This window comes from Kitasatospora sp. NPDC058190, from assembly GCF_042883685.1.
Classification (GTDB): domain Bacteria; phylum Actinomycetota; class Actinomycetes; order Streptomycetales; family Streptomycetaceae; genus Kitasatospora.
Window position 1 is genome coordinate 1 of sequence record NZ_JBHVVI010000015.1, and the last position, 22,087, is coordinate 22,087.

At 70.4% G+C, this 22,087-nt stretch carries 13 protein-coding genes and 1 pseudogene; 5 read left to right on the forward strand and 9 right to left on the reverse strand.

From position 1 onward, the window contains the following. From ACFVWU_RS09535 to ACFVWU_RS09550, 4 genes and pseudogenes are all read left to right on the forward strand, one after another. Positions 1 to 8,466, forward strand: an 8,466-nt coding sequence (locus ACFVWU_RS09535; protein ID WP_387617494.1) for an amino acid adenylation domain-containing protein, incomplete at its 5' end; no start/stop codon positions are given. Between the two features lie 178 nt (positions 8,467 to 8,644). Beyond that, positions 8,645 to 9,529: a siderophore-interacting protein gene (locus ACFVWU_RS09540; RefSeq protein WP_387617496.1), complete on the forward strand. Its 885-nt coding sequence runs from the start codon at positions 8,645 to 8,647 to the stop codon at positions 9,527 to 9,529. A gap of 422 nt (positions 9,530 to 9,951) precedes the next feature. After that, positions 9,952 to 10,593, forward strand: a complete 642-nt coding sequence (locus ACFVWU_RS09545; protein ID WP_387617498.1) for an LmbU family transcriptional regulator — start codon at positions 9,952 to 9,954, stop codon at positions 10,591 to 10,593. Between the two features lie 294 nt (positions 10,594 to 10,887). Beyond that, positions 10,888 to 11,190 (forward strand): annotated as a pseudogene (locus ACFVWU_RS09550) (IS630 family transposase); the annotation flags it as partial. 157 nt (positions 11,191 to 11,347) lie between these two features. On the opposite strand, the gene ACFVWU_RS09555 reads toward ACFVWU_RS09550, so the two are convergent. Genes ACFVWU_RS09555 through ACFVWU_RS09565 form a run of 3 tightly spaced genes read right to left on the reverse strand, consistent with a single transcriptional unit; the run spans position 11,348 to position 14,003 of the window. Then, a complete protein-coding gene (locus ACFVWU_RS09555; RefSeq protein ID WP_387617500.1) occupies positions 11,348 to 12,388 on the reverse strand; it encodes a methyltransferase in 1,041 nt (346 codons plus the stop codon). A gap of 59 nt (positions 12,389 to 12,447) precedes the next feature. Next, positions 12,448 to 13,311: a tryptophan 2,3-dioxygenase gene (locus ACFVWU_RS09560; RefSeq protein WP_387617502.1), complete on the reverse strand. Its 864-nt coding sequence runs from the start codon at positions 13,309 to 13,311 to the stop codon at positions 12,448 to 12,450. Next, complete coding sequence (locus ACFVWU_RS09565; protein ID WP_387617504.1) at positions 13,308 to 14,003, reverse strand: DUF6875 domain-containing protein; 696 nt, start codon at positions 14,001 to 14,003, stop codon at positions 13,308 to 13,310. Before ACFVWU_RS09565 ends, ACFVWU_RS09560 begins: the two co-directional genes overlap by 4 nt. A gap of 436 nt (positions 14,004 to 14,439) precedes the next feature. Here ACFVWU_RS09565 and ACFVWU_RS09570 point away from each other — a divergent pair, with 436 nt between their 5' ends. Continuing rightward, positions 14,440 to 14,604, forward strand: a complete 165-nt coding sequence (locus ACFVWU_RS09570; protein ID WP_387617506.1) for a hypothetical protein — start codon at positions 14,440 to 14,442, stop codon at positions 14,602 to 14,604. Positions 14,605 to 14,623: 19 nt separating this feature from the next. Here the strand turns inward: ACFVWU_RS09570 and ACFVWU_RS09575 are convergent, their stop codons facing one another. From ACFVWU_RS09575 to ACFVWU_RS09600, 6 genes are all read right to left on the reverse strand, one after another. Further along, positions 14,624 to 15,019 carry a hypothetical protein gene (locus ACFVWU_RS09575; protein ID WP_387617508.1) on the reverse strand — a complete coding sequence of 132 codons (396 nt, stop codon included), beginning with the start codon at positions 15,017 to 15,019 and terminating at the stop codon, positions 14,624 to 14,626. After that, positions 15,000 to 15,974, reverse strand: coding sequence for a formylglycine-generating enzyme family protein (locus ACFVWU_RS09580; protein ID WP_387617510.1), 975 nt, complete (start codon positions 15,972 to 15,974; stop codon positions 15,000 to 15,002). Before ACFVWU_RS09580 ends, ACFVWU_RS09575 begins: the two co-directional genes overlap by 20 nt. Continuing rightward, positions 15,971 to 16,648, reverse strand: a complete 678-nt coding sequence (ribA, locus tag ACFVWU_RS09585; RefSeq protein WP_387617512.1) for a GTP cyclohydrolase II RibA — start codon at positions 16,646 to 16,648, stop codon at positions 15,971 to 15,973. Before ribA ends, ACFVWU_RS09580 begins: the two co-directional genes overlap by 4 nt. Then, entirely contained in the window at positions 16,645 to 18,489 is a 1,845-nt protein-coding gene (locus ACFVWU_RS09590) for a WD40 repeat domain-containing protein (RefSeq protein WP_387617514.1), read from the reverse strand. Before ACFVWU_RS09590 ends, ribA begins: the two co-directional genes overlap by 4 nt. Before the next feature lie 76 nt (positions 18,490 to 18,565). After that, positions 18,566 to 19,846 carry an MFS transporter gene (locus ACFVWU_RS09595; RefSeq protein WP_387617516.1) on the reverse strand — a complete coding sequence of 427 codons (1,281 nt, stop codon included), beginning with the start codon at positions 19,844 to 19,846 and terminating at the stop codon, positions 18,566 to 18,568. A 2-nt stretch (positions 19,847 to 19,848) separates the two neighbouring features. Next, positions 19,849 to 21,741 (reverse strand): WD40 repeat domain-containing protein, encoded by a 1,893-nt coding sequence (locus ACFVWU_RS09600; RefSeq protein WP_387617518.1) that lies wholly within the window; start codon positions 21,739 to 21,741, stop codon positions 19,849 to 19,851. Positions 21,742 to 22,087: the final 346 nt, after the last annotated feature.

Sequence of the window (22,087 nt, forward strand, 5' to 3'; positions counted from 1 at the left end):
AACGCCCCCGAGAGCCGCTTCGAGCTGCCCGGCCTGGAGGTCGAGGTCGGCCAGGCCCGCACCGGCACCGCCAAGTTCGACCTGTTCTTCAGCCTCGTCGAGCGGAGGACCGCCGACGGGGCGCCGGCCGGCATCCACGGCGCCGTCGAGTACGCCAGTGATCTGTACGAACCGGACACCGTACGGGCCCTGTTCGACCGGTGGGTGCGCCTGCTGACCACGATCGTCAACGCCCCCGAGCGGCCGATCACGGACGTCGAGGTGCTGACCGCTGCCGAGCGCGGCCGGGTCCTGCGGTCCTGGAACGACACCGAGGTCCCCGTCGCACCCGCCCTGCTGCCGCAGCTGCTCGCCGAGCAGGTGACGGCGACGCCCGACGCCGTCGCCGTCGTGGCCGAGGGCGCCACGCTGACGTTCCGGGAGCTGGACCGGCAGGCCAACCGGCTGGCGCACGAGATCCTGGCGCACGGCGGCGGTCCGGGCACGCTGGTGGCCGTCGCGCTGCCGCGGACGGTGGAGCTTCCCGTCGCGCTGCTGGCGGTGCTGAGGACCGGGGCGGCCTACCTCCCGCTCGACCCGGAGTATCCCGCGTCGCGGCTGGACTTCATGCTGCGCGACGCCCGCCCCGCCGTGCTGCTCACCACCCGGGCCACCGCCGAGGCGATCCCCGCCGGCGACGGCCCCGTGCGCGTCCCGCTCGACGAGCCGCGAACCCTGGCCGCCCTGAGCGCCCGGCCGGACACCCCACCGCAGATCACCGTGGCGCCCCAGCACCCGGCGTACGTCATCTACACCTCCGGGTCGACCGGCACGCCCAAGGGGGTGGTGGTGCCGCACCTGGCGCTGGCCAACTTCCTGAACGCCATGGACCGGCTGGTCCCCCTCACGCCCGAGGACGCCCTGCTCGCGGTGACCACGGTCGCGTTCGACATCGCGGCGCTGGAGCTGTACCTGCCGCTGATCAGCGGCGCGCGGGTCGTCCTCGCGCCCCGCGACGCGGTGCCGCAGCCGTCGGCGCTGCTGAACCTGGTGTCCGAACACGGCATCACCGTCGTGCAGGCGACGCCAGCGGTCTGGCAGACGCTGGTGTCACACGATCCCGCGCCGCTGCGCGGACTGCGCATCCTCACCGGCGGCGAGGCCCTCCCCGAGCGGCTCGCCTCGGCGCTGGCCGGCCTGGGGCCGGTCACCAACCTGTACGGACCGACGGAGACGACCGTCTGGTCAACCGCGAGCACCGAGACGGGCGCGCGGCCGCCGCTGATCGGCACGCCGATCGACAACACCCGGGCATACGTCCTCGACGAGCGACTGCGGCCGGTGCCGCCCGGTGTCGTCGGGGATCTCTACCTGGCCGGGACGGGACTGGCGCACGGCTACCTGCGCCGGTCCGGCCTGACGGCCTCCCGGTTCGTGGCCTGCCGCCACGGTGGCCCGGGCGAGCGGATGTACCGCACCGGCGACCTGGCCCGCTGGACGCCCGCCGGCGAGCTGGAGTATCTCGGCCGTTCCGACGACCAGGTCAAGCTGCGCGGCTTCCGCATCGAACTCGGCGAGATCGAGCGCACCCTCGCCGATCACCCCGGCGTGCGCCAGACCGCCGTCACCGTCCGGGAGGACCGCCCCGGCGACCAGCGGCTGGTGGCCTACGTGGTGGCCGACAGCGCGGCCGTCTCCCGCGAACACGGCTTGGAACAGCGCCAGTTGGAGGACTGGCGGGTGCTCTACGACTCGGTCTACGCCGGGGCCGCGAAGGCTCCGCTGGGCGAGGACTTCGCCAGTTGGAACAGCAGCTACACCGACGAGCCGATCCCACTCGCGGAGATGCGCGAGTGGCGCGCGCAGACGGTGCGGCGGATCCTCGACCTCAAGCCCCGCCGAGTGCTCGAACTCGGCGTCGGCACCGGGCTGTTGCTGTCCCAGGTCGCGCCGGCGTGCGAGGAGTACTGGGGCACGGACTTCTCCGACCACGTCATCGGCGACCTCGACCAGCACGTCACGGCGGATGCGGAGCTGCGCGAGCGGGTCACCCTCCGGGTGCAGGCCGCGCACGATCCGGCGGGGCTGCCCGCCGGGCACTTCGACACCGTCGTCCTGAACTCCGTCGCCCAGTACTTCCCCAGTTCCGACTACCTGGTCGAGGTCCTCACCACCGCCGTCCGGCTGCTCGCCCCCGGCGGCACGCTGTTCGTCGGTGACGTCCGCAACGCCCGCCTGCTGCGGGCGTTGCGGGCCGGCATCCACGCCCACCGGACGGCCGGCCCGCCGGACCTCACCGCGCTGCGCCGCGAGGTCGAGTACGACCTCATCACGGAGAAGGAACTCCTCGTCGACCCCGACTTCTTCGCCGTCGTCGCCGAGCGGCTCCCCGACGTCGCCGCCGTGGGCGTGTCGCTCAAGGAGGGCGGCTACGACAACGAGCTGAGCCGGTACCGCTACGACGTGACTCTGCACCGGCGGGGCGCGCCGACCACCGACGTGCGCGACGCTCCCACGCTGGCCTGGGACGCATTGGGTGATCTGGCGGCCGTCCGCGCCCACCTGACCGGGCACCGGCCGCAGCGGCTGCGGCTGACCGGCGTCCCGAACGACCGGGTCGCCGCCGAGCTGACCCTCGCCGAGGCGATGCGCACCGGGGACACGCCGGTCGCGCCCTCCCCCACCGTCGACCTTGCGGATCTGCACCGGCTCGGCGCCGAGCTGGGCTACCGCACGGCGGCCGCCTGGTCGTCGCACCCTGGGCTGGTGGACGTCGTCCTGGCGGTCGGGGACGCTCCGCTCACCGGCACCGGCCTGCCGGTGCCTAGGCCCGGCCCGCGCACCCCGCTGTCGAGTCTCACCAACGATCCGATGGCGCCGCGCACCAGCGGCGACCTGATGGCGCGGCTGCGCCGGCACGTCGAGGAGGTACTGCCGGCCCCCATGGTGCCCAGTGCGTTCGTGCCGATCAGCGCGCTGCCACTGACCGCCAACGGCAAGCTGAACCGCGCCGCGCTCCCCGCTCCGTCGCTGTCCACGGGCGGCACCGGACGCGATCCGCGCACCCCGCAGGAGCAGATCCTGTGCGAGCTGTTCGCCCAGGTCCTGGGGCTCCCCCGGGTCGGCGCCGACGACAACTTCTTCGAGCTGGGCGGGCACTCCTTGCTCGCCACCCGGCTGATCGCCGCGATCCGGGCCACGTTCGGCGTGGAACTCGCCCTGCGTGCCCTGTTCGAGCACCCGACCCCCGCGGCGGTGGCCACCGGCCTGGACACCGCCGCACCCAGCCGGCTGCGGCTCACCAAACAGCGGCGGGCGGAGCCGCTGCCGCTGTCCTTCGCCCAGCGGCGATTGTGGTTCATCCACAAGCTGGAGGGCCCGAGCGCGACGTACAACATCCCGCTCGCGCTGCGGCTGACCGGTTCGCTGGACGGGGCCGCGCTGCGGGCCGCGCTCTCCGACCTGGTGACGCGCCACGAGAGCCTGCGCACCGTCTTCCCGGAGGACGGCGGGGTGCCGCGCCAACTGGTGCTGGACCCCGTCGAGGCGGCGCCGGTGGTCGACACGGTCGCCACCGACCACGAGGGCCTGTCCGCGCTGCTGGACGCCGCAGCCCAGCGGGGCTTCGAACTGGCCGGTGAACCGCCGCTGCGGGTGCACCTGTTCACGCTCTCCGCCCAGGAGCACGTCCTGCTGCTCGTGGTGCACCACATCGCCGGCGACGGCTGGTCGCTGAACCCGCTGGCCCGCGACCTGGCCGACGCGTACGAGGCACGCTGCCGGGGCGAGGCGCCGTCGTGGGCGCCGCTGCGGGTGCAGTACGCCGACTACACGCTCTGGCAGAACGACCTGCTGGGCGACCAGGGCGACGCCGGCAGCCTGTTCTCCACCCAGCTGGACTACTGGACCCGCCGACTGCGGGGCATCCCGCAGGAGTTGCTGCTGCCCACCGACCGGCCGCGCCCGGCCGTCGCCTCCTACCGGGGCGACTACGTCACGGTCGGCATCGACGCGGAGCTGCACCGGCAGATCGCGGACCTGGCACGGCAGTCCGGCGCCACGGTCTTCATGGTGCTGCAGGCGGGCCTCGCCGTCCTGCTGTCGCGGCTCAGCGGCAGCGAGGACATCCCGATCGGCAGCCCGATCGCCGGGCGGACCGACCAGGAACTCGACGACCTCATCGGCTTCTTCGTCAACACCCTGGTCCTGCGCACCGACACCTCGGGGCGGCCCGACTTCCACGAGCTGATCGCCCGGGTGCGGGACACCGCGCTGGGCGCGTACGCCCACCAGGACGTGCCGTTCGAGTACCTGGTGGAGAAGCTCAACCCGCCGCGCTCGCTCGGCCGGCACCCGTTCTTCCAGACCATGCTGGCCGTCCAGAACGCGCCGGCCGGCTCCTTCCAACTCCCCGGACTGCGCGTGGACATCGCGCCGGGGCGCACCGGCACCTCGAAGTTCGACCTGTTCTTCAGCCTTGTCGAGCAGCGCGGCCAGGACGGTTCGGCGGGCGGCATCACCGGCGTCGTCGAGTACGCGAGCGACCTGTACGACGCCGCGACGGTGACCGGACTGTTCGACCGGTGGACGCGGCTGTTGACGTCCCTGGTGTCGGCGCCGCACCGCGCGATCGGGTCGGCGGACCTGCTCACCGACCGGGAAAGCCAGCTGCTGGAGGAGTACCACGACTCTGCCCGGCCGACGGTCGAGCGGAGCCTGCCGGAACTGTTCGACGAGCAGGTGGCCGCGCACCCGGAGGCGCCCGCGGTGGTGCACGGCAGCACCGAGGTCGGCTACCGCGCGCTGCGCGACGCCGCCGAGGAGCTCGCGGCGCTGCTGGCGGGCCGGGGTGTGCGCCGGGCCGGTACCGTGGCGCTCCTCCTGCCCCGCTCCCCCGGGCTGGTCGCCGCCGTCCTCGCGATCCTCAGGACGGGGGCCGCCTACGTCCCGCTGGACCCGAGGTACCCGGCGGCGCGGACCCGTATGATGCTGGCGGAGACGGGGGCGCGGGTGCTGGTCACCGACCGGACGCCGGCGCCCGGATCGCTCCCCGAGGGCACCACGGTCGTCCTCGTCGGCACCGACCTCGACGAGGGCTTCCTCCGGGGCCAGGAGGTGCCCGCGCCGGCCACGGTTCCCGGCGGCTGTGGCCCGGAGGACCTGGCATACGTGATGTACACCTCCGGCTCCACCGGCCGGCCCAAGGGCGTCGGCGTCACGCACCGCAACGTCGCCGAGCTGGCGGGCGACCCGCGCTGGCAGGGTGGTGCCCAGCAGCGGGTGCTGCTGCACTCCTCGCCGACGTTCGACGCGTCCACCTACGAGCTGTGGGTGCCGCTGCTCACCGGCGGCACCGTGGTGGTGGCCCCGGATGGCGAGCTCGACCTGCACGTACTCGGCGACACGATCGTCCGGCACCGGATCACCGGCCTGTGGCTGACCAGCTCGCTGTTCAACCTGGTCGCTGAGGGCCTGCCGGAGTGCCTGGCCGGGGTACGGCAGGTGTGGACGGGCGGCGAGGCGGTGTCGCCGCACGCGGTGCTCACGGTGCGGGCGATCTGCCCCGGCCTGCTCGTGGTCAACGGGTACGGGCCGACCGAGACGACCACCTTCGCGGCGAGCTGGCCCGTCCACGAGTTGGCCGAGGACGCGGCGTCCGTGCCGATCGGACGGCCGATGGCCAACACCCGGCTGTATGTCCTGGATCCAGAGCTGCGGCCGGTGCCGCCGGGCGTGGTCGGCGAGCTGTACATCGCCGGCACCGGGCTCGCCCGCGGCTACCTCAGCCGACCGGGCCTGACCGCTTGGCGCTTCGTCGCCGACCCGTCCGGCAAGCCCGGCGCCCGGATGTACCGGAGCGGCGACCTGGTCCGGTGGACGGCGGACGGCGCACTGGACTACGTCGGGCGCGGGGACGACCAGGTCAAGCTGCGAGGCTTCCGCATCGAGCCGGGCGAGGTGGAGAGCGTGCTGCTGCGCCACCCGGCGGTGCGGCAGGTGGCGGCGCTGGTCCGGGAGGACCGGCCGGGTGACCCGCGCCTGGTGGCCTACGTGGTCGCCGACCCCGAGGCCGCGGCCCGGGACGAGGCCGCCGAGCACCACCAAGTCGACGAGTGGCAGGGCATCTACGAATCCCTGTACACCTCGCCGGTGGCCGAGTTCGGCGAGGACTTCTCCGGCTGGAACAGCAGCTACGACTCCGCGCCGATCCCGCTGGAGCAGATGCAGGAGTGGCGCCGGGAGACCGTCGCCCGGATCCGGCGGCTGCGGCCGCGCCGCGTGCTGGAGATCGGCACCGGCACGGGCCTGCTGCTCTCCCGGCTCGCCCGGGACGCGCAGGAGTACTGGGCGACGGACTTCTCGCCGGTGGTCATCGACACAATGCGGGGGCACCTGGCGCAGGATCCGGAACTGCGGGACAAGGTCCGGCTGCGGGTGCTGGCGGCCCACGACACCGCGGAGCTGCCCGAGGGGTACTTCGACACGATCGTGCTCAACTCGATCGTGCAGTACTTCCCGAGCGCCAAGTACCTGCTGGAGGTGATCGAGGCGTCGATGCGGCTGCTGGCCCCGGGCGGCGCCCTGTTCGTCGGCGACGTGCGGAACCTGCATCTGCACCGCATGCTGACCTCCGCGACCCTGGCCCACAAGGTCCGCGACCGGCACGACCGCGCGAACCTGCGGCGGGCGATCGAGCGCGCCCTGGTACTGGAGAAGGAACTACTCGTCGCGCCGGAGCTGTTCGGCGCGCTCGGCGGGCACGTCCCCGGCCTCGCGGGCGCCCGGGTCGAGGTCAAGGGCGGCACCTTCCCCAACGAACTGACCCGGTATCGCTATGACGTGACGCTCTTCAAGGAGGGCGGCGGGCCGGTCATTTCGGCGCTGGACGCTCCCGTCGTCGAGTGGTCCGACCGGACCAAGACGGCCGGGCTGGCGGAGGCGCTCGCCCGGGTGCCGGCGCCGGTGCGCGTCACGGGCGTGCCCAACGAGCGTCTCGCCGAGGATGCGGCCGTGACGGCGGCGGTCCACGAGCAGGACCCGGACCTGCCCGTCGACGCCCCGCCGCTCGCGGCGCTGCATGCCCTGGCCGACCGGCTCGGGCTCGCCGCGCACGTGACCTGGGGAGCCGACCCCGGCCGGCTCGACGTGGTGTTCACCGGGCCGGACACAGCGGCCCCGGTGGTCGATCTGTACCGGCCGCGGACCCCGCTCGACCCTGCCGCTCCGCTCACCCCGTGGGTCCGGGCGCCCCTGACCGCACGGGCGGCCGGCGCGCTGGTGGCCGGCCTGCTCGACCACGCCCGGCTCCACCTGCCGGCGTACATGGTGCCGAGCGCGGTGGTGCCGATCAGCCGGCTCCCGCTCACGGCCAACGGCAAGCTGGACCGCGCGGCGTTGCCGGCGCCCGATCTCGGCTCCGGACCCGACGGCCGCGCTCCCCAGCTGCCGCAGGAGCAGGTGATGTGCGAGCTGTTCGCCGAGGTGCTCGGCCTGCCGCGGGTCCAGGTCGACGACGACTTCTTCCAGTTGGGCGGGCATTCGCTGCTGGCCGCTCGGTTGAAGGCCCGGATCCGTACGGCCTTCGGCGTGGAGCTGGGCCTGCGGGCGCTGTTCGAGACGCCCACCCCGGCCGGCATGTCCCAGCGGCTCGACACCGGCGAGACGAGCGACGGGTTCGAGGTGATGCTGCCGTTGCGCCCGCGCGGCGAGCGCGAGGCGCTGTTCTGCGTGCACCCGGGCGGCGGGATCAGCTGGTCGTACGCCGGCCTGTTGAAGCACCTGGACGCGGACCGGCCGGTGTACGGCATCCAGGCGCGCAGCCTCGGCGGGCCGGAGCCCCGGCCGACGACGCTGGAGGAGATGGCGGTCGACTACGCGGACGAGATCCAACGGGTGCAGCCCGCGGGCCCCTACCACCTGCTCGGCTGGTCGATGGGCGGCCTGGCAGCGTACGCGGTGGCTGTCGAGCTGCAGCGGCGCGGGGAGTCCCTGGGGGTGCTGGCCGTCATAGACGCCGCCCCGGGCTGGAAAGGGCTCACCCATGCCGACGTCCCGGAGCTGGACGAGGAGGATCTGCACGAGCACCTCAACTACCTCGTGGGGCTGGTCGACGAGTCGTTCGAGCTCCGCGACGGGGAGCGGCTGACCTTCGCGCGGACCATGGAGATCCTGCGGGAGCGGGGCAGCGCGCTGGCGAACCTCCGGGAGGAGCAGCTGCGGGCGATCATGGAGATCTCGGCCAACAACACGCACCTGCTCGTCGACTACGTCCCGGAACGGCTGGCCGGCGACCTGCTCCTGCTGACCGCGACCGACCAGCAGGACCCGGCGGTGACCCGCGAGGCGTGGACGCCGCACGTCGACGGGCGCATCGAGACGCACGCGCTGCCGGGCGAGCACGGCACGCTGCTCAACCGGGACGTCTCGCTGGAGGCGATCGGCCGGCTGGTCGCGGGGAAGCTGGCCGACCACCCGGACCGCGCCTGACCTCCCGGTCCCCGTCCACGGACGGGGACCGGCGCCGGACCGACATTGCAAATCCTTATGGTGTAAAGTATCGTGACGAATACGCTCCGGAGGGGAGGAGCAATTGGGCAGGCGGCAGCGTTTGCCGAACCTCGGGCCCCCTCGTCACGTCCCCCGCCCCGATCGCGCGAAGGAATCCATGAACAGCTTGCCGATCTGGCTACTCCAGGTAAGCCGGACAGAGCAGATCACCCCGCACATGGCGCGCATCACGCTCACGAGTGAGGATCTGCGCGGCTTCTCCCTGAAGGAGGCGGACCAGCAGGTCAAGCTCTACTTCCCACGCCACGGACAGCCCCGGCCGCTCCTGCCGGAGGCCACCGAGAGCACCGACCTCATGTCGTGGTACCAGGCGTACAGCGCCATCCCGGAGAACGAACGGCCATGGATGCGCAGCTACACGATCCGGGCGCACGACCCCGCCACCGACTCGATCAGCTTCGACTTCGTCCTGCACCAGCACGCCGGGCCGGCCACGCAGTGGGCGATCAACGCCAAGGAGGGCGACCTGCTCGGCGCCTTCGGGCCGACGGACTACTTCGCACGTCCGAAGGCGCTGTCGGCGTCGGTCGACGAGGCGGACTGGGTGCTGCTGGCCGGTGACGACGCCGCGATCCCCGGGATGGCGACCATCATCGAGAGCCTGCCGGCCGGCAAGCGCGCGTTCGCGTTCGTGGAGATCCAGGACGCGGCCGACGAGCAGTCGTTCCACACCGACGGCGATCTGACCACGACCTGGCTGCACCGCGGCGCGGCCGAGCCCGGGCACAGCGATGCGCTGGCGCGCGCGATCCGGGCGGCCGAACTGCCGGAGGGAAACGGTTTCGCCTGGCTCGCCGGCGAGGCCGGCGCGGTCCGGCAGCTCCGGCGGCACCTGACGGACGAGCGCGGCCTGCCCAAGCAGACGATCGATTTCTCGGGCTACTGGCGCCTGAAGCTGACCCAGGACGACGCGCCGACCGCCGAGGACCTGGCCGAGGCGCAGGAGCGCCTGGCCGAGGCACAGGCCGCCCAGTCGGGCTGACCCGAAAGTCTCTTGCGGGTAGACAACAGAAGAGCTACGGGCGAGCGGGAGATGCTGCTGGAGCAGCATCTCCCGTTTTCCTTTCGCACACCCGCGACGAAACTCCCACGCCTTCTCCATAGCCAAAAGGAGGCAAATCAGCCAATGTTCTGCACTCGATACGATATCCAAGCATACTTGATATGATCAGATCATCGAAAGGTCGGACGCCGTCGCGCCGGGTTCTACAACCTAAACGCGGTCGACAAGGTTTATTTCGCGGCCAGCTACCCCTCCCCCCCTGCGTCACGGAAAGCACTCCCCTCGGACCACTAGCAACAGGCGTCGAACGCTGGGCAGACCCTTGGGCATGTCCAGCACGCTTTGGCCATGACGGACGATGACAAGCCGATGCCGGAAGAGAGGTTCTTGTGCAGCACCCGGTGGACATCCGCGCTCAACACAGCCGCCCGCGGACCAGCGCACTCCTTCGAAGGAGCCGGACCGATGAGGGTCCGGAAGGGAAGGAGATCCTCACTACACGGGTCGGGCTGCGAATACCAGTCGCACTGACGTTCGAGAGATGGCAGCGTACGGGTTCGCAGATCTCACGTATCGTCGACTCCTCCGCCTGGTGTCTCGGCGATTGGCTGGTCTACGGCCAGCAGGAGTTCTCCGACCGATACCTCCATGCCATCGAGACGTGCGGGCTCGACTATCAGACGCTCCGCAACTATGCCTGGGTCGCCCGTAAATTCGAACTGGACCGCCGGCGCGAGACCTTGAGTTTTCAGCACCACGCCGAGGTGAGCTCCCTCCCCCCCGGCGAGCAGGACAAGTGGCTCGATCTCGCCGACGAGTTCAACTGGTCGCGCAACGAACTGCGCAGGAACATCCGCGCCCACCGTCAGCGCGACAGCGGCGGAGAACCGCCGAAGGACATCCTGCCCAAGCTCAGCGTCCCGGCCGACCGTCTGCGGCAGTGGCGCCGGGCCGCCGAACTCTCCGGCCACAGGTTCGAGCAGTGGGTGCTGCGGGCGCTCGACGAGGCCGCGCTGGCCAGCCTCCACCAGCCCGGATCCTAGTGCTGTGACCGGAGACGTTCACCGGGTCAGCGGTTGGCTTCGGGGCGCCTGACGGCGGTCGGATGGCCGCAGCATTCGACCGCCGTTCGGGGGTTCGGTAGCAGAACCGGTCATGGTCCGCAGGCTGACCGAGGACGAGGGCCACAGGCTGCAACGCATCGTGCGTCGCGGGACGACCTGGACGCTCGGTGGGCGGGAGGCTGTCCCCGCCGCCTCAGCACTGACGACGAGGACTTCGTCGCGCAGACAGCCGCCACCCGCCCGACGTGCTCGGCCAACCGTTCACCCGCCGGTCGCATCCGCCGCTGGGCCCGCCGCAACCGGCGCGAGCTGTGCTTCACCCCGACCTGCACGTCCTGCACGTCCTGGGCCAACCCGATCGAAGCGCGCTTCGGGCCGCTGCGGCAGTCCACCATCGCGAACTCGGACCACCCCAACCACACCATCCGGACCCACGCACTGCACGCCTACCTGCGCTGGCGCAACACCCACATCCGCGACCCCGGCCTCCTCGAGGCCCAACGCTGCGAACGTGCCCGCGCCCACAGCGAAAAGGGCGTCCGCTACGGCGGACGCCCCCTCACCCAGGTGGCCTGACAACCCGCCGACCCGGTGAACCCATCCGGCCACGGCACTAGGCATCGGCCCGCACCTCCGTCCGTGTCGGCCGGACAGCCCGGCACGACGGCGAAAGCTTCGTCCGGCCGCAGCGAACGGCCGGACGAAGCGGGGGTCGCTCCGGGGGCGGGTTCCGTTACTTCCACGCCCGCAGCACACCGTGCGGTGTCCACGTCCCGCCGGGAAGCCGCTCGACGCGCCGGAAGCCGACCTGGCGCAGCCACTCCTCGTACTGTCCCCAGCGGTAGAGGGTGCTGCTCGCCGCCGGCAGGGTGGCGAAGTACACGTTGTCGAGCGCGGCATAGAGCGGGCCGTCCCCGGAGTCCTCGGAGAAGGCGTTGAAGATGAGCACCTGTCCGTCCGGCGGCAGGCAGTCGTACGCCTTGCGGAGCAGGGTCGCGTTCTCCTCGGGCGACCAGATGACGAGCTGATTGGCGAACAGCACGCAGTCGTGGCCACCGGGGAAGGCGTCGGCGAAGATGTCGCCGGCCTGCACGGAGATCCGGTCCTCCAGACCGCGGTCGGCGATCCTCCGACGCGCGATGTCGAGCGCCCCCGGCATGTCGACCACCGTGAAGGACGTCCCCGGGTTGGCCTCCGCCAGGGCGATCGCGTTCACGCCGTCACCGCCGCCGACGTCCAGCACCCGGGACACGCCGCCCAGTTCCGCCCGGTCGACCAGGATCGGGTTGGACAGCCGCGACCAGGAGCGCATGCAGCGGTAGAACAGCGCCTCCAGCTCCGGCTGCGAGGCCAGCCGGTGGTAGAGGTCGTCGCCCTCGCCCGGGATGCTCCGCAGACCGACGTTGGTGTTCCGGCGCAGCGACTCCGCCAGGTCGGCCGCGGCGGGAATCGTGATGCGGTCCTCGAACCGGACGATGTCCTCGATGATGCTCCAGCTGTCGTCGGCGATCATCGAGGCGATCAGCTCGGCGTTGGTGTAGTGGTCGCCCTCGCGCACGGTCAGGCCGAGCGAGGTCGTGCCCAGCAGCAGGATCTCCGCCGCGCGGGGCTGCAGCTTCAGGCCGACGGCGATCTGCTCGGCGGTCAGTGGTCCGGCTTCGCCCAGCCGGGCGAAGAGACCGAGTTCGCAGCCCGCGTTGAGGAGCTGGAAGGCGGAGGCGCCGAAGAGGATTCGGATCAGACCGTCGTGGTCGACGGGGTCGGCCTTGGGCACGTTGCGCTCCCTCGTGGGATGGGTTGTTGATGTGATGACACGAAGTCGGACCGGCCCGGCTAGAGCTCGGACCGGACCGACCACAGTTCGGGGAAGAACCGGTGTCCGCTGATGCGGTCCAGCCACGGCACTCCGCTGGTGCCGCCGGTCCCCGGCTTGCCGCCGAGCACCCGTTGGACGACGACGAGGTGGGTGTAGCGCCATCGGGCGAACGACTCGGCGACATCCGTCAGCGCCTCCCCGAGCAGGAACAGCTCGTGGTGCCCGCCGCCGTCCGCGTACACCTCGCGCCAGGCCAGCTCGACACTGTCGTGCGGTTCGTACGGCGCCTCCGGCCGGCGCGCGAGGATGGCGTCCGCGACCGGGAGGCCGCGCCGGCGCAGCAGGGCCAGCACCGCGTCGTACAGGCTCGGCTCGCCGAGCTGCCGGGCCACCGCCGCGTGGCTGGTCGCCTCGCGGTGCGGCAGCACCATCTGCGGGTTCTTGTTGCCGAGCAGGAATTCGAGTCGGCGGTACGAGGCCGACTGGAAACCCGAGGCAGTGCCGAGGACGTGGCGGAACTCGGCGAATTCGCCCGGCGTCATCGCGCTGAAGAAGTCCCACGAGGACAGCGCGACCTGCTGGACCCGGGTGGCGCGGCGGAGGGTCCACAGGGCCGCGCCCAGCTGGTCGTCGGACAGGCGGTCACGGGCCTCGGTGAATTCGGTGTGGAGAAGCTTGAAGAGCAGCTCCATGACCTGGCTCATGATGATGAAGCCGGGTTCGGTGGGCGACGCGGTCCGGGGGTGCTGGAGCGCCAGCAGTGCGTCCATCTGCGCGTACTCGGCGTAGGCCGTGGGGGCGGCCTCGGTGGTGGGGCCACCGAAGGGGCAGCCCGCCGCCACCGCGCCGGCCAGGTCCTGCTCCGACTCCGAGGTGGTCACTCCGCCGCCTTCCGGGCCCGTGGCGGGACGCCGGGACCGGCCGGGTCCGGGTCCACGCGCGGGCCAGTCGGTCCGTGCAGGGCCAGGGCCTTGTGGTAGTGCGTCATCAGCAGCGGGTCGATCCCCTTGGCCTGACGCCGGAAGCGTTCCCCGAAGCGCCGGTGGTACTCGGCGAACCAGTCCCCCCGCTCGCCGAGGAACAGGATGTCGTGCACCGCCATCGACCGCACGACCACCAGCGGGACCGGTGACCGGCTGACCATGAAGGCGGGATTGCGGGCCGCCGGTTCCTCACAGGTCGGGTGGAACTGGCCGATCATCATTCCGCGATCGACGCTCTCCGACTTCACCTGCGCCTGCGCCTCGTCGAGCAGCCCGTACGCCCCCGGCTGCAGATCGGGCAGCAGGATGAACAGCGCCCGCAGCGACGGGTTGGACGTGTGCCAGGCGAGCTGCTGGAACTCGTCGAGACCGCACCGGATGATTTCCTTGAGCAGCAGCAGTCCGGCGGCAGGACCGACCAGCCGCACCACCGTCTCGACCGCGTCGGCCCGGCGCGCCGGTGCCACGAACGGACAGACCGCACCCGGCCGCCCGAGTTCCTCGTGCGGCTGCGTAATAAACGAATTCAGCCATTCATCGACACTGTCGACCGCTTTTCCGACGTCGACAGCCAATACCTCGGTGGACATTACTGTCGATTACCTCCGGCGATATCGCGAAAAATCGACACAGGCATTTATCGAACATTGCACCGCACCGATTTATTGGCTCGGCCAACCTTATCTTCGGGCCGAAAGATCGTTCAAGGTGCGCGGCGACGCCGTACGCCGGGCATTCTGTCCCGCCGGCGGGACACCGTCGTCGAATTCCTGAGTTCCACAAGAACCGGGCGCACCGAAATGCAGGCGGCGGTGAGGTTCGGCGGAGTCGGCGATCCGCCCGCCGCGAATCGGACCATCCTGCCGGTTGCGCTGCGCGAACGGAAGGGCCGTCCGGGCACCGGTCAGCGTGGCCGGCGGGCGCGGGCCCGCCGCGCCGGCGTCCGAGCCCCTCCCGGCCCGGCATTCCCTACGGAGCAGACATTCCCCCAGGGAAGCGCTGGAAAGCCCAGGAGGGGGATCAATCATGCCTTCCGCCCGCAACCCGTACATCACCTTCGACGGCGACGCCCGGCAGGTGCCCGTCGGCCGGCCGCCCGGGACGTCACGGGCGAGCTCGGCGCCGTCGCGGATCCCGCCGGGTTCGACGGCCGGGGTCCAGGCCGAGGCGGGGACCTTCAGTACGGCCTGATGGACTGCGTCAGTGATGGTCATCCCCACAGCGTGGAGGGGCCGGCGCTTCGCCGCAGGGCCGCCGCGGTCCGGGCAGCGTTCGCTCCGGTGGCCGGGGCGCCGAGGGGGCGGGTCATGGTCGACACCTGGATCTTGGGCGCGGGCGAGTGCCGGTTCTCCCACGGCTGCGCCGCTGCGCGGACGGGGCTGAGGGCCTGTCCGGCGTCGGTCAGGGTGTAGGGGGCGCCGTGCCGGTGCCCCGTCCGGGTGACCAACCCGTCCACCTGCACACGATTGAAGCAGGTGGCGATGAGCTGCCCGTAGACGCCGACCTGCTCGGCGAGACGGGTGACGCGGATGCTGCCGCTTGCCGTGAGCCGGCAAGGAGCCGTTCGGTCGGACTGGGCGTCGGGGTCACCGAGCCGGCTGTTCACTTGTCGCGAGGCGGAACCCGACTGGATACAGCGGCCCGGGAAAGGCCCCGTGACGGCGCCGGGTCCGGGCCAGGTCCCCGAACCGGGAGAAGCTGCCTCCCCTGGCCACCCGATAGTTGCCCATCGTCTCCACCAGATGGTCCTCGATCACCTGGCCGCCCGGGTAGGGGCGGTAGTCGTCCGCGACGTACTCCTCCACGTTCCCGCCCATGTCCAGTGCCCCGCACGGCGACCGGCCGTGCGGGAACGCACCCACGGGGGTGGTCGTGTGGATGCCCGCCTCACGGGTGTTGGCCGCTCGAACGTCGAACTCGTCGCCCCAGGGGAAGGCCCTGCCGTCCGTTCCCTTCGCCGCGTGCTCCCACTCGGCCTCCGTCGGAAGGCGCCAGGGATGGCCGGTGCGTCCGCTCAGCCAGGCGGCGTAGGCATCAGCGCTCTCGGGCCGGACGCCGGCCACGGGATGGTTGGCACGCTCATGGGGATAGGCCCCTAGATACCAGGTCGTGGGGCGGTCGTCGTGACCGCTGTCCAGGAGGAAGGTCCTGTACTCGCTGTTGGTGACCAGATAGGTGGCGATCCAGAACGCGTCGAGACGGGTGGTGAAGACCGGGGTTTCCTTCATGATCCAGCTGGTCTCGACGCCGACGTGCTCCCAGGCGGCGACGACCTGCTCCACCTCAGTGGTGGGCAGGCCGATCTCAACCATGCCGCCGGCCACGAAGCAGGTGGCGGGGCTGGCGGTGATGCGCGGGTCACCGAGCACCGAGAGGATGCCGCCAGCGGCGAGTCGCTCGGCGAGCGTGGCCTGCGGCTTCTCCACCAAAGTGGCCAGCTCGGCACGGGGCAGGGCACCGAGCGGTCCTGCGCCCGGCTCGCCGAGAGCGGTGGCCTCCGGGGCAGCCAGCGCGGCGTGCTCCCGGAAGTGCGGGGAATGGGGGACGTTCTCCAGTTTCATGCGAACCTCGGGACGGCGGCATCCTGCAGAGCGGACGGAGGGTTCACGGCCAGCGTGTGCCCACCGTGGGTAGCCTTGGCTTCGAGATAACGGGCGTTGTCGGCCGTGAGGTGGACCTGTGTGGGGATGCTCGCCTCGACGACGATCCCGTGTTCCCGGAGCTGCCGAACCTTGTCCGGGTTGTTGGTGAGCAGCCGGATGCGCTCCAGTTCCATGGCACGGAGCATCGCGGCGGCCATCGCGTAGTCGCGCTCGTCCTCACCGCGGCCGATCAGCCGGTTGGCCTGGAAGGTATCGTTTCCGTGGTCCTGGAGGACGTAGGCGTCCAGTTTGTTGTACAGACCGATGCCCCGCCCCTCCTGGCGCAGGTACAACAGAATGCCGCCCTCGGCGCTCATCCTGGTCAGCGCCTCGTCCAGTTGCGGGCCGCAGTCACAGCGGGCCGAACCGAAGATGTCTCCGGTCAGGCATTCGCTGTGCAGCCGGACGAGCGGGGTCTGGGGCTTCGCGGTCGGCGGTGCCGGGACCACGATCGCGATGTGCTCCCCTGGGTCCGGGAGCCCCGCGAAGGTGATGAGCTCCGCGGTGGTACCGCCCGTCCTGGTCAGGGTGATGTCGACCCGGGCTCTGATGCCGGCCGCGGTCTGGGCTGTGACCGGTGCGTGCTCGGTCATGCCACGACCTTCCCGGAGGAGCGGGCGAGCGACTCCAACTCGTTGACGTGCAGGGTCCGCTGAATGCCGACGGCGCCGTCCTCGGCCAGCCCCACGATCACGATCTTCCCGTCCCAGCCGGCGGCGGCGACCCGCGATTCGTCCAGGGCGAGCAGGCAGGACACACCCTGGGCGAACCCGGCCACCACGGTGCCGGAGGTCAGCGCGCCCGTGCCGTCCTGCCAGTCCACGTTCCAGGCGTAGAGCCCGAAGTCGTAGGACCCGGCCAGGACCACCGGGGCTCCCGGGGAGCCGATCACGGCGACACACTTGACCGACTCATCGGGGCCCAGAAGGGTCTGGACCCGATGCTCGGGGTGACCGCTGAACCGGCCGACCTTGACGGTGTGGTCGCGGGAGGCGCTGGCGGCGACCTCACCGCCGAGGACCGCTACGGCGTTGACCAGATTCCCGTGCTCCCACAACGTTCGCCGGTCCCGGAACGTCCCAACTGCGATGGTGCGGTCCGTGGCAGCGGAGAGAAAGCCGTCGGCGAAGGCCGCCAGTGACTTCACCGAGCCGCTGTGCGGGGCGTGGCGGCTGACCACCGTGAGGGTCGCGGGGTCGAGGGCGACCAGTTCGCCATTGTAGGTACCGGCGACGATCTGCTCCCCGTCGTCGCACAGCGACGGAATGGGGGCGCCTAGTTGAGCGCTGGCCGAAACGCGGCCGTCCTCGTAACGGATGACGTGCCCGGCGTAGGTGCCGGCGTACAGGACGCCGTCACGCACCGCCAGCGACAGGACGGGGCTGTCGGTGAGGGCGAGCGCGCGGACCGGGCCGCCTGCGGGTTCGTCGATTCCGACGGCGAGAACGGTGCCGGAGTCACAACCGACGAAGAGGTCGCCGCCGTCCCGCGCCAGGGCGTTGGGGCCGTGGGTGGCCACCTCCGGACTGCTGATCGCCTCAGCGGACGTGATGTCGAACAGGTGCGGGCCGTTCCAGAAGCTGCCCGTCGCCACCATCCCCTTGGCGATCGACACCGAACGGGGCCAGACCCGTGCGTCATGGATGCGGTGAAGGGCCGTACCGGCGGTGTCGAAGAAGTGCAGGGACCCGTCGTAGGCGCCCACCACGAAGACGGTGTCGTCCTCGGCCCAAGCCACCGCGCGGGCGGCCGACTGGGAGACCTTGATCGTCTGCAGCGGCTCCAGCTCCGGGGTCAGCAGTTCGACCGTGCCGTCGTCGCAGGCGATGGCCAGGATCTGTCCGGACCGGGACCAGCCACACCCCTCCACGGAGGAGTCGTAGCGCCGCACCAGCGGGTCGCGGGCGGTGTCCGGAGCGCTGACGGCGACCATGCCGTCCTCTCCCACGGTCGCCACCAGGCCCTGCGGACTGACCGACACCATCATGCAGTGGGCGGTGTGGGAGCCCACCTCGCCGAGGAAGGTGCCGTCGAGCGCGTGCCACAGGGTCGCCCGGCCGTCTTCGGAGACCGCTATGAGTCGCTGTCCGTCGGGCATCCAGGCGATCGAGTTGATGTCGTCGGTGTGACGGGCCAGGACGCCCAGCAGCTCGGCGGCTCCCTCCTCGGGGACGCGCCAGACGCCAACCGTCTTATCGGCGGAGGCAGTTGCCAACAGCTCGGGGTCGACCGGGTTCCAGGCCGAGGAGTTGACCAGTCTGCGGTGCCGCAGCCGTGCGGTCTCTTGCGGCCTGGCGGGGTCACTGGCGTCCCAGACCAGAACGGTGCCGTCGTACGAGCAGGTCGCCACCCGGCGACCGCCATCCTGGAAAGCCACATGGGTCACGGGGGCAGCATGGCCAGCCTGACGAGCCGGCAGGTCAATTGTGCGCATACTGATAATCCTTGCTGCTGAAGGGCTGCACCGTCGAAGTCGGCAGTGACGTCGGGCTCTCGCAGGCCCGGCACGGTCAGGTGGCGGGCAGTCCCTGGTCAGAAGTGGATGCGGCGCCGAGAGAATCAGGCACCTGGTCGGCCCAGGCCCGCCAGAAACGGGCCAAGAGCAGCAGGGCGAGCCCTGCGGTACTACCGAGGAAGAGGAGGACTGCGGTGTCTCCCCAGGCATCCCGCACCAGGGGGATGATGAGCGGAGCCACGACCAGAGGAATTCCGCTGATCAGATTGAAGAGCCCCTCGGCGCGGCCGAGAACATCTGTGGGCAGGTACTTGACGATGATCATCGCGCAGGTCGCCGTCACCGCCGACCGCATGGTGAAAAAGGCCGTCATGCTGAGCACAAACACCGGTGCGACTGGGACGACCATGAGGAACAGCGCGGCGGTCATGACCGCGACGGCGGCAGTCAGCACCGCCCGGGGCCGCGCGGTGGCCCGGGCAGCGATGTAGATGCTGCCCGCGAGCGCTCCGGTGTTGGCGATGCCCTGGGCGATGCCGACTCCGCTGGCCGACACTCCCAGATGGCTCCGCATGTACCAGACCATGAGGGAGACCACGCCCACACCGCTGACGAACTGAAGAGGCAGCGCGGTGATCTGAACGTACATCACCCGCTTCTCCTGCTTGATGATTCGCCAGCCGTCGATGATGTCCCGGACCAGCCCCGGATGTTCGGCCGAGCTCCGACCGCTCTTCGCCGGCGGGTGGACCCCGACGAGCCAGACCGCGATCGGGGCGAGGAAGGTCGCGACGTTGAACCACAGCAGCCCCAGGTAGCCCACGAGGCCGACGCCGGCGGCGACGATGAGTGGACCTACGATGTTGGAGGTCACGAACAGGCTGCTGAGAACGGCACGGGACCGAGCGGCGTTGTCCGGGAACATGCCCTTCACCCCGGCGATCCAGCCGCTGCGATACATCTCTCCGCCGAGCTGGACCACTGCGGCCAGCGGGAAGAGGACCACGTTCGACACGTGGCCTCCCATGGCGAACAGGTTGAGGGTCAGCGCACCCCCGAGCTGCACGAGCAGCCCAGGGACGACGAAGACCCGCGATCCCCAGCGGTCGACGACGGCGCCCAACCACGGGCTGATCAACAGCATCGCCGGGGCAAGTGCCGCCATCAGGGACATGGTGGTCAGCGAGCCGGTCAGGTCGTACACGTAGAGGGGCAGGCCGACCTTGTAAGCCGCTTCGCCGAGGTTGTTGGCGAAGTTGCCCGCCGCGAAGACCCGGAAGCGACGGTCGCGCCAAGGAGCGGGTTCAACCAGCTCGGGCGGCTTGGTCCCAGCCATAACTACTTTCCGTGGGATGTGACGGCGAGGCGGTACTGCGCCGGACGCCGCGGCAGCCAGCGATCCTCGAGTTTGGCGAAGATACCCCGCTTCACCGGCCGGTCCATCAGATAGAGCGAGAGGATACCGGTGCGGCAGCCCGCCAGCAGGTACGGTGCGCCGTCAGCGCCCCGGACGATCGTCAGCGCCTTGGGGTAGTCCTGCAGATCCTCCAGGAACCCGACGAAGTCGTCCCCTTCGTGGGAGTAGGCCGCGATCTGCATGCCATAGGAGCTCACACACACCAGGCCGTCGCTGACTGTGGCGTTCTCGGCGGTGTTGGACAGCAGCTCGGACCAACGACGCCGGACGCCGATCCCGATCTCTAGCTCCTTCAGCCCCCCGTCACCGACGACGTAGAGCAGGTCGTCTTGGGTCCACATCCGCTTCGGGTACTCGCCCTGGTCGAGACGCCACCGCGGCTCGTCGGAGGACCCGTCGAAGACAGCGATGACACCGTTACGTGTGCCCAGGATCCGTTCGTCGTCCGAGCGGTAGCAGGCGGTCCACACCGGGAGGCCGTCCACCTGGTAGACGGCGGTTTGCTCGCCGGACGCCGCGTCGAGTTCGATCCCGCCGGCATTGGTGGCGATCAGCAGCCGCTCACCTGAGGGCGAACTGGCAATGGTGTGCAGCAAACCCGGCAGGGACCGCGTCCAAAGGCGGTCACCGCCCCGTGCCATCCGGAATACCTGGCCGTCCCGGGAGACTCCCGCCCAGCCGCCGGCGACCGGAGCAACCCGGCGCGTGAAGCCGTGCCCCGTCTGGTGGTCCTCGACGACAGCAAGCGTCGGGCCGCTCACCCGATGCCGGACCTCCGCGACCGCGACACCGGAGTCGGTGGCGCAGTACAGGACGGCGGGGTCCTCGACCGAGGGCTGGATGTCCCATACCGCCTGACGCCGGTAGCCAAGTCCTCGGACGAACTCCCCGTCCTCGGTCAGCCGGACGATCTCACCGTCCTGGCACAGCACGAAAACGTCACCGGCCGGACTGATGGTGATGTCGCTGAGCTGGTGCGAGAATCCGCTCACAGTTCGCTCTATGCGCAGCTCACGCGTCGAGTTGTCGAAAATGTGCAGTTCCGAGTCGAATCCACCCGAGTAGGCGCGCAGGTAGTCGGGCGAGAATATGACGAACTCGACGTCGTCCCGCGCGAAGAGGAATTCGCTTTCCTTCTCCCCCTCCACGGAAACCGTGACCACGCCGTTCGCGATGTCCGCGGTCTCGCCTTCGCCGAAGTCCTGGGTGCACCAGAAGCGATCGTACCGCGCGTCGTAGCGGACCCGGTGGATGTTCCCGTCGTCCAGTTTCACGAGGTCCGGGAATTCCAGCGTCTCGAAGCTGCCGAAACGAAGGTTTCCACTCTTGTCCGATATCGCATGGCGAGTTGGGTGCTCCGTCGAGGCCCACTCCATCGGACTGGTCCCGCAGATGTTGTCGCGGATCTCGACAACCTCGAAGGTGTCGAGATCGAGCACGAGCATCTGCTGGTGGTAGCCACTCGTCACGTGGACACGGCCGTTCCAGATGCCGATCCCGCGCGAGCTGACGGGCGTCGGCTCCTCGCGCTCCACAAGCCTGGCCGGATCGCACACCGTGGCCGGATCCAGCCGGTTTACAAGATCCAGAGTGTCGAGCGACCAGCGCAGTAGCGCCCCCATGCGGTCCTTGCCGATCACCCAGCCGTCCGCGACGGCCAGCCCGTAGAGGGGACGGCCGCTCGGCACCCGGGGAGAGGATCGGATGACGTTGAGGTCATCGTCGAGCAGGTGGACACGACCGAAGGAATCCGAGGCGAGAAGCCCTTCCCCACCCACATAGAGAATCCTCATGATCCGGTCGGCAATTTCCACAGAACACCCCCGCTAGACAATGGCTCGCACGGAATCTGAGGGAGGCCGGCCGAATGACGGCCGACCCCCCGGTCCGTTCAGAACGGACTCAAATGACAGTCAGAGATGTCACTTGTTGACCTTGCTGTAAAGGCGAACCGGCTTCTCCATGGAAAACACCCCCCAACTCTCCCCGCGGCGGGCTCTCGGCATCCCGCACTCAACTGAGTCGATCACGCACTGCCCGGTACGACAACCGGGTTCAATTCAATGTGACGCACGTCACTTCTGTCGTGATGATCTCTCAGATAGTGTGCTGTGGCCACCGAATCGCCCGGGAACTGTGTCGGTGCGGCGGCGAACCTTC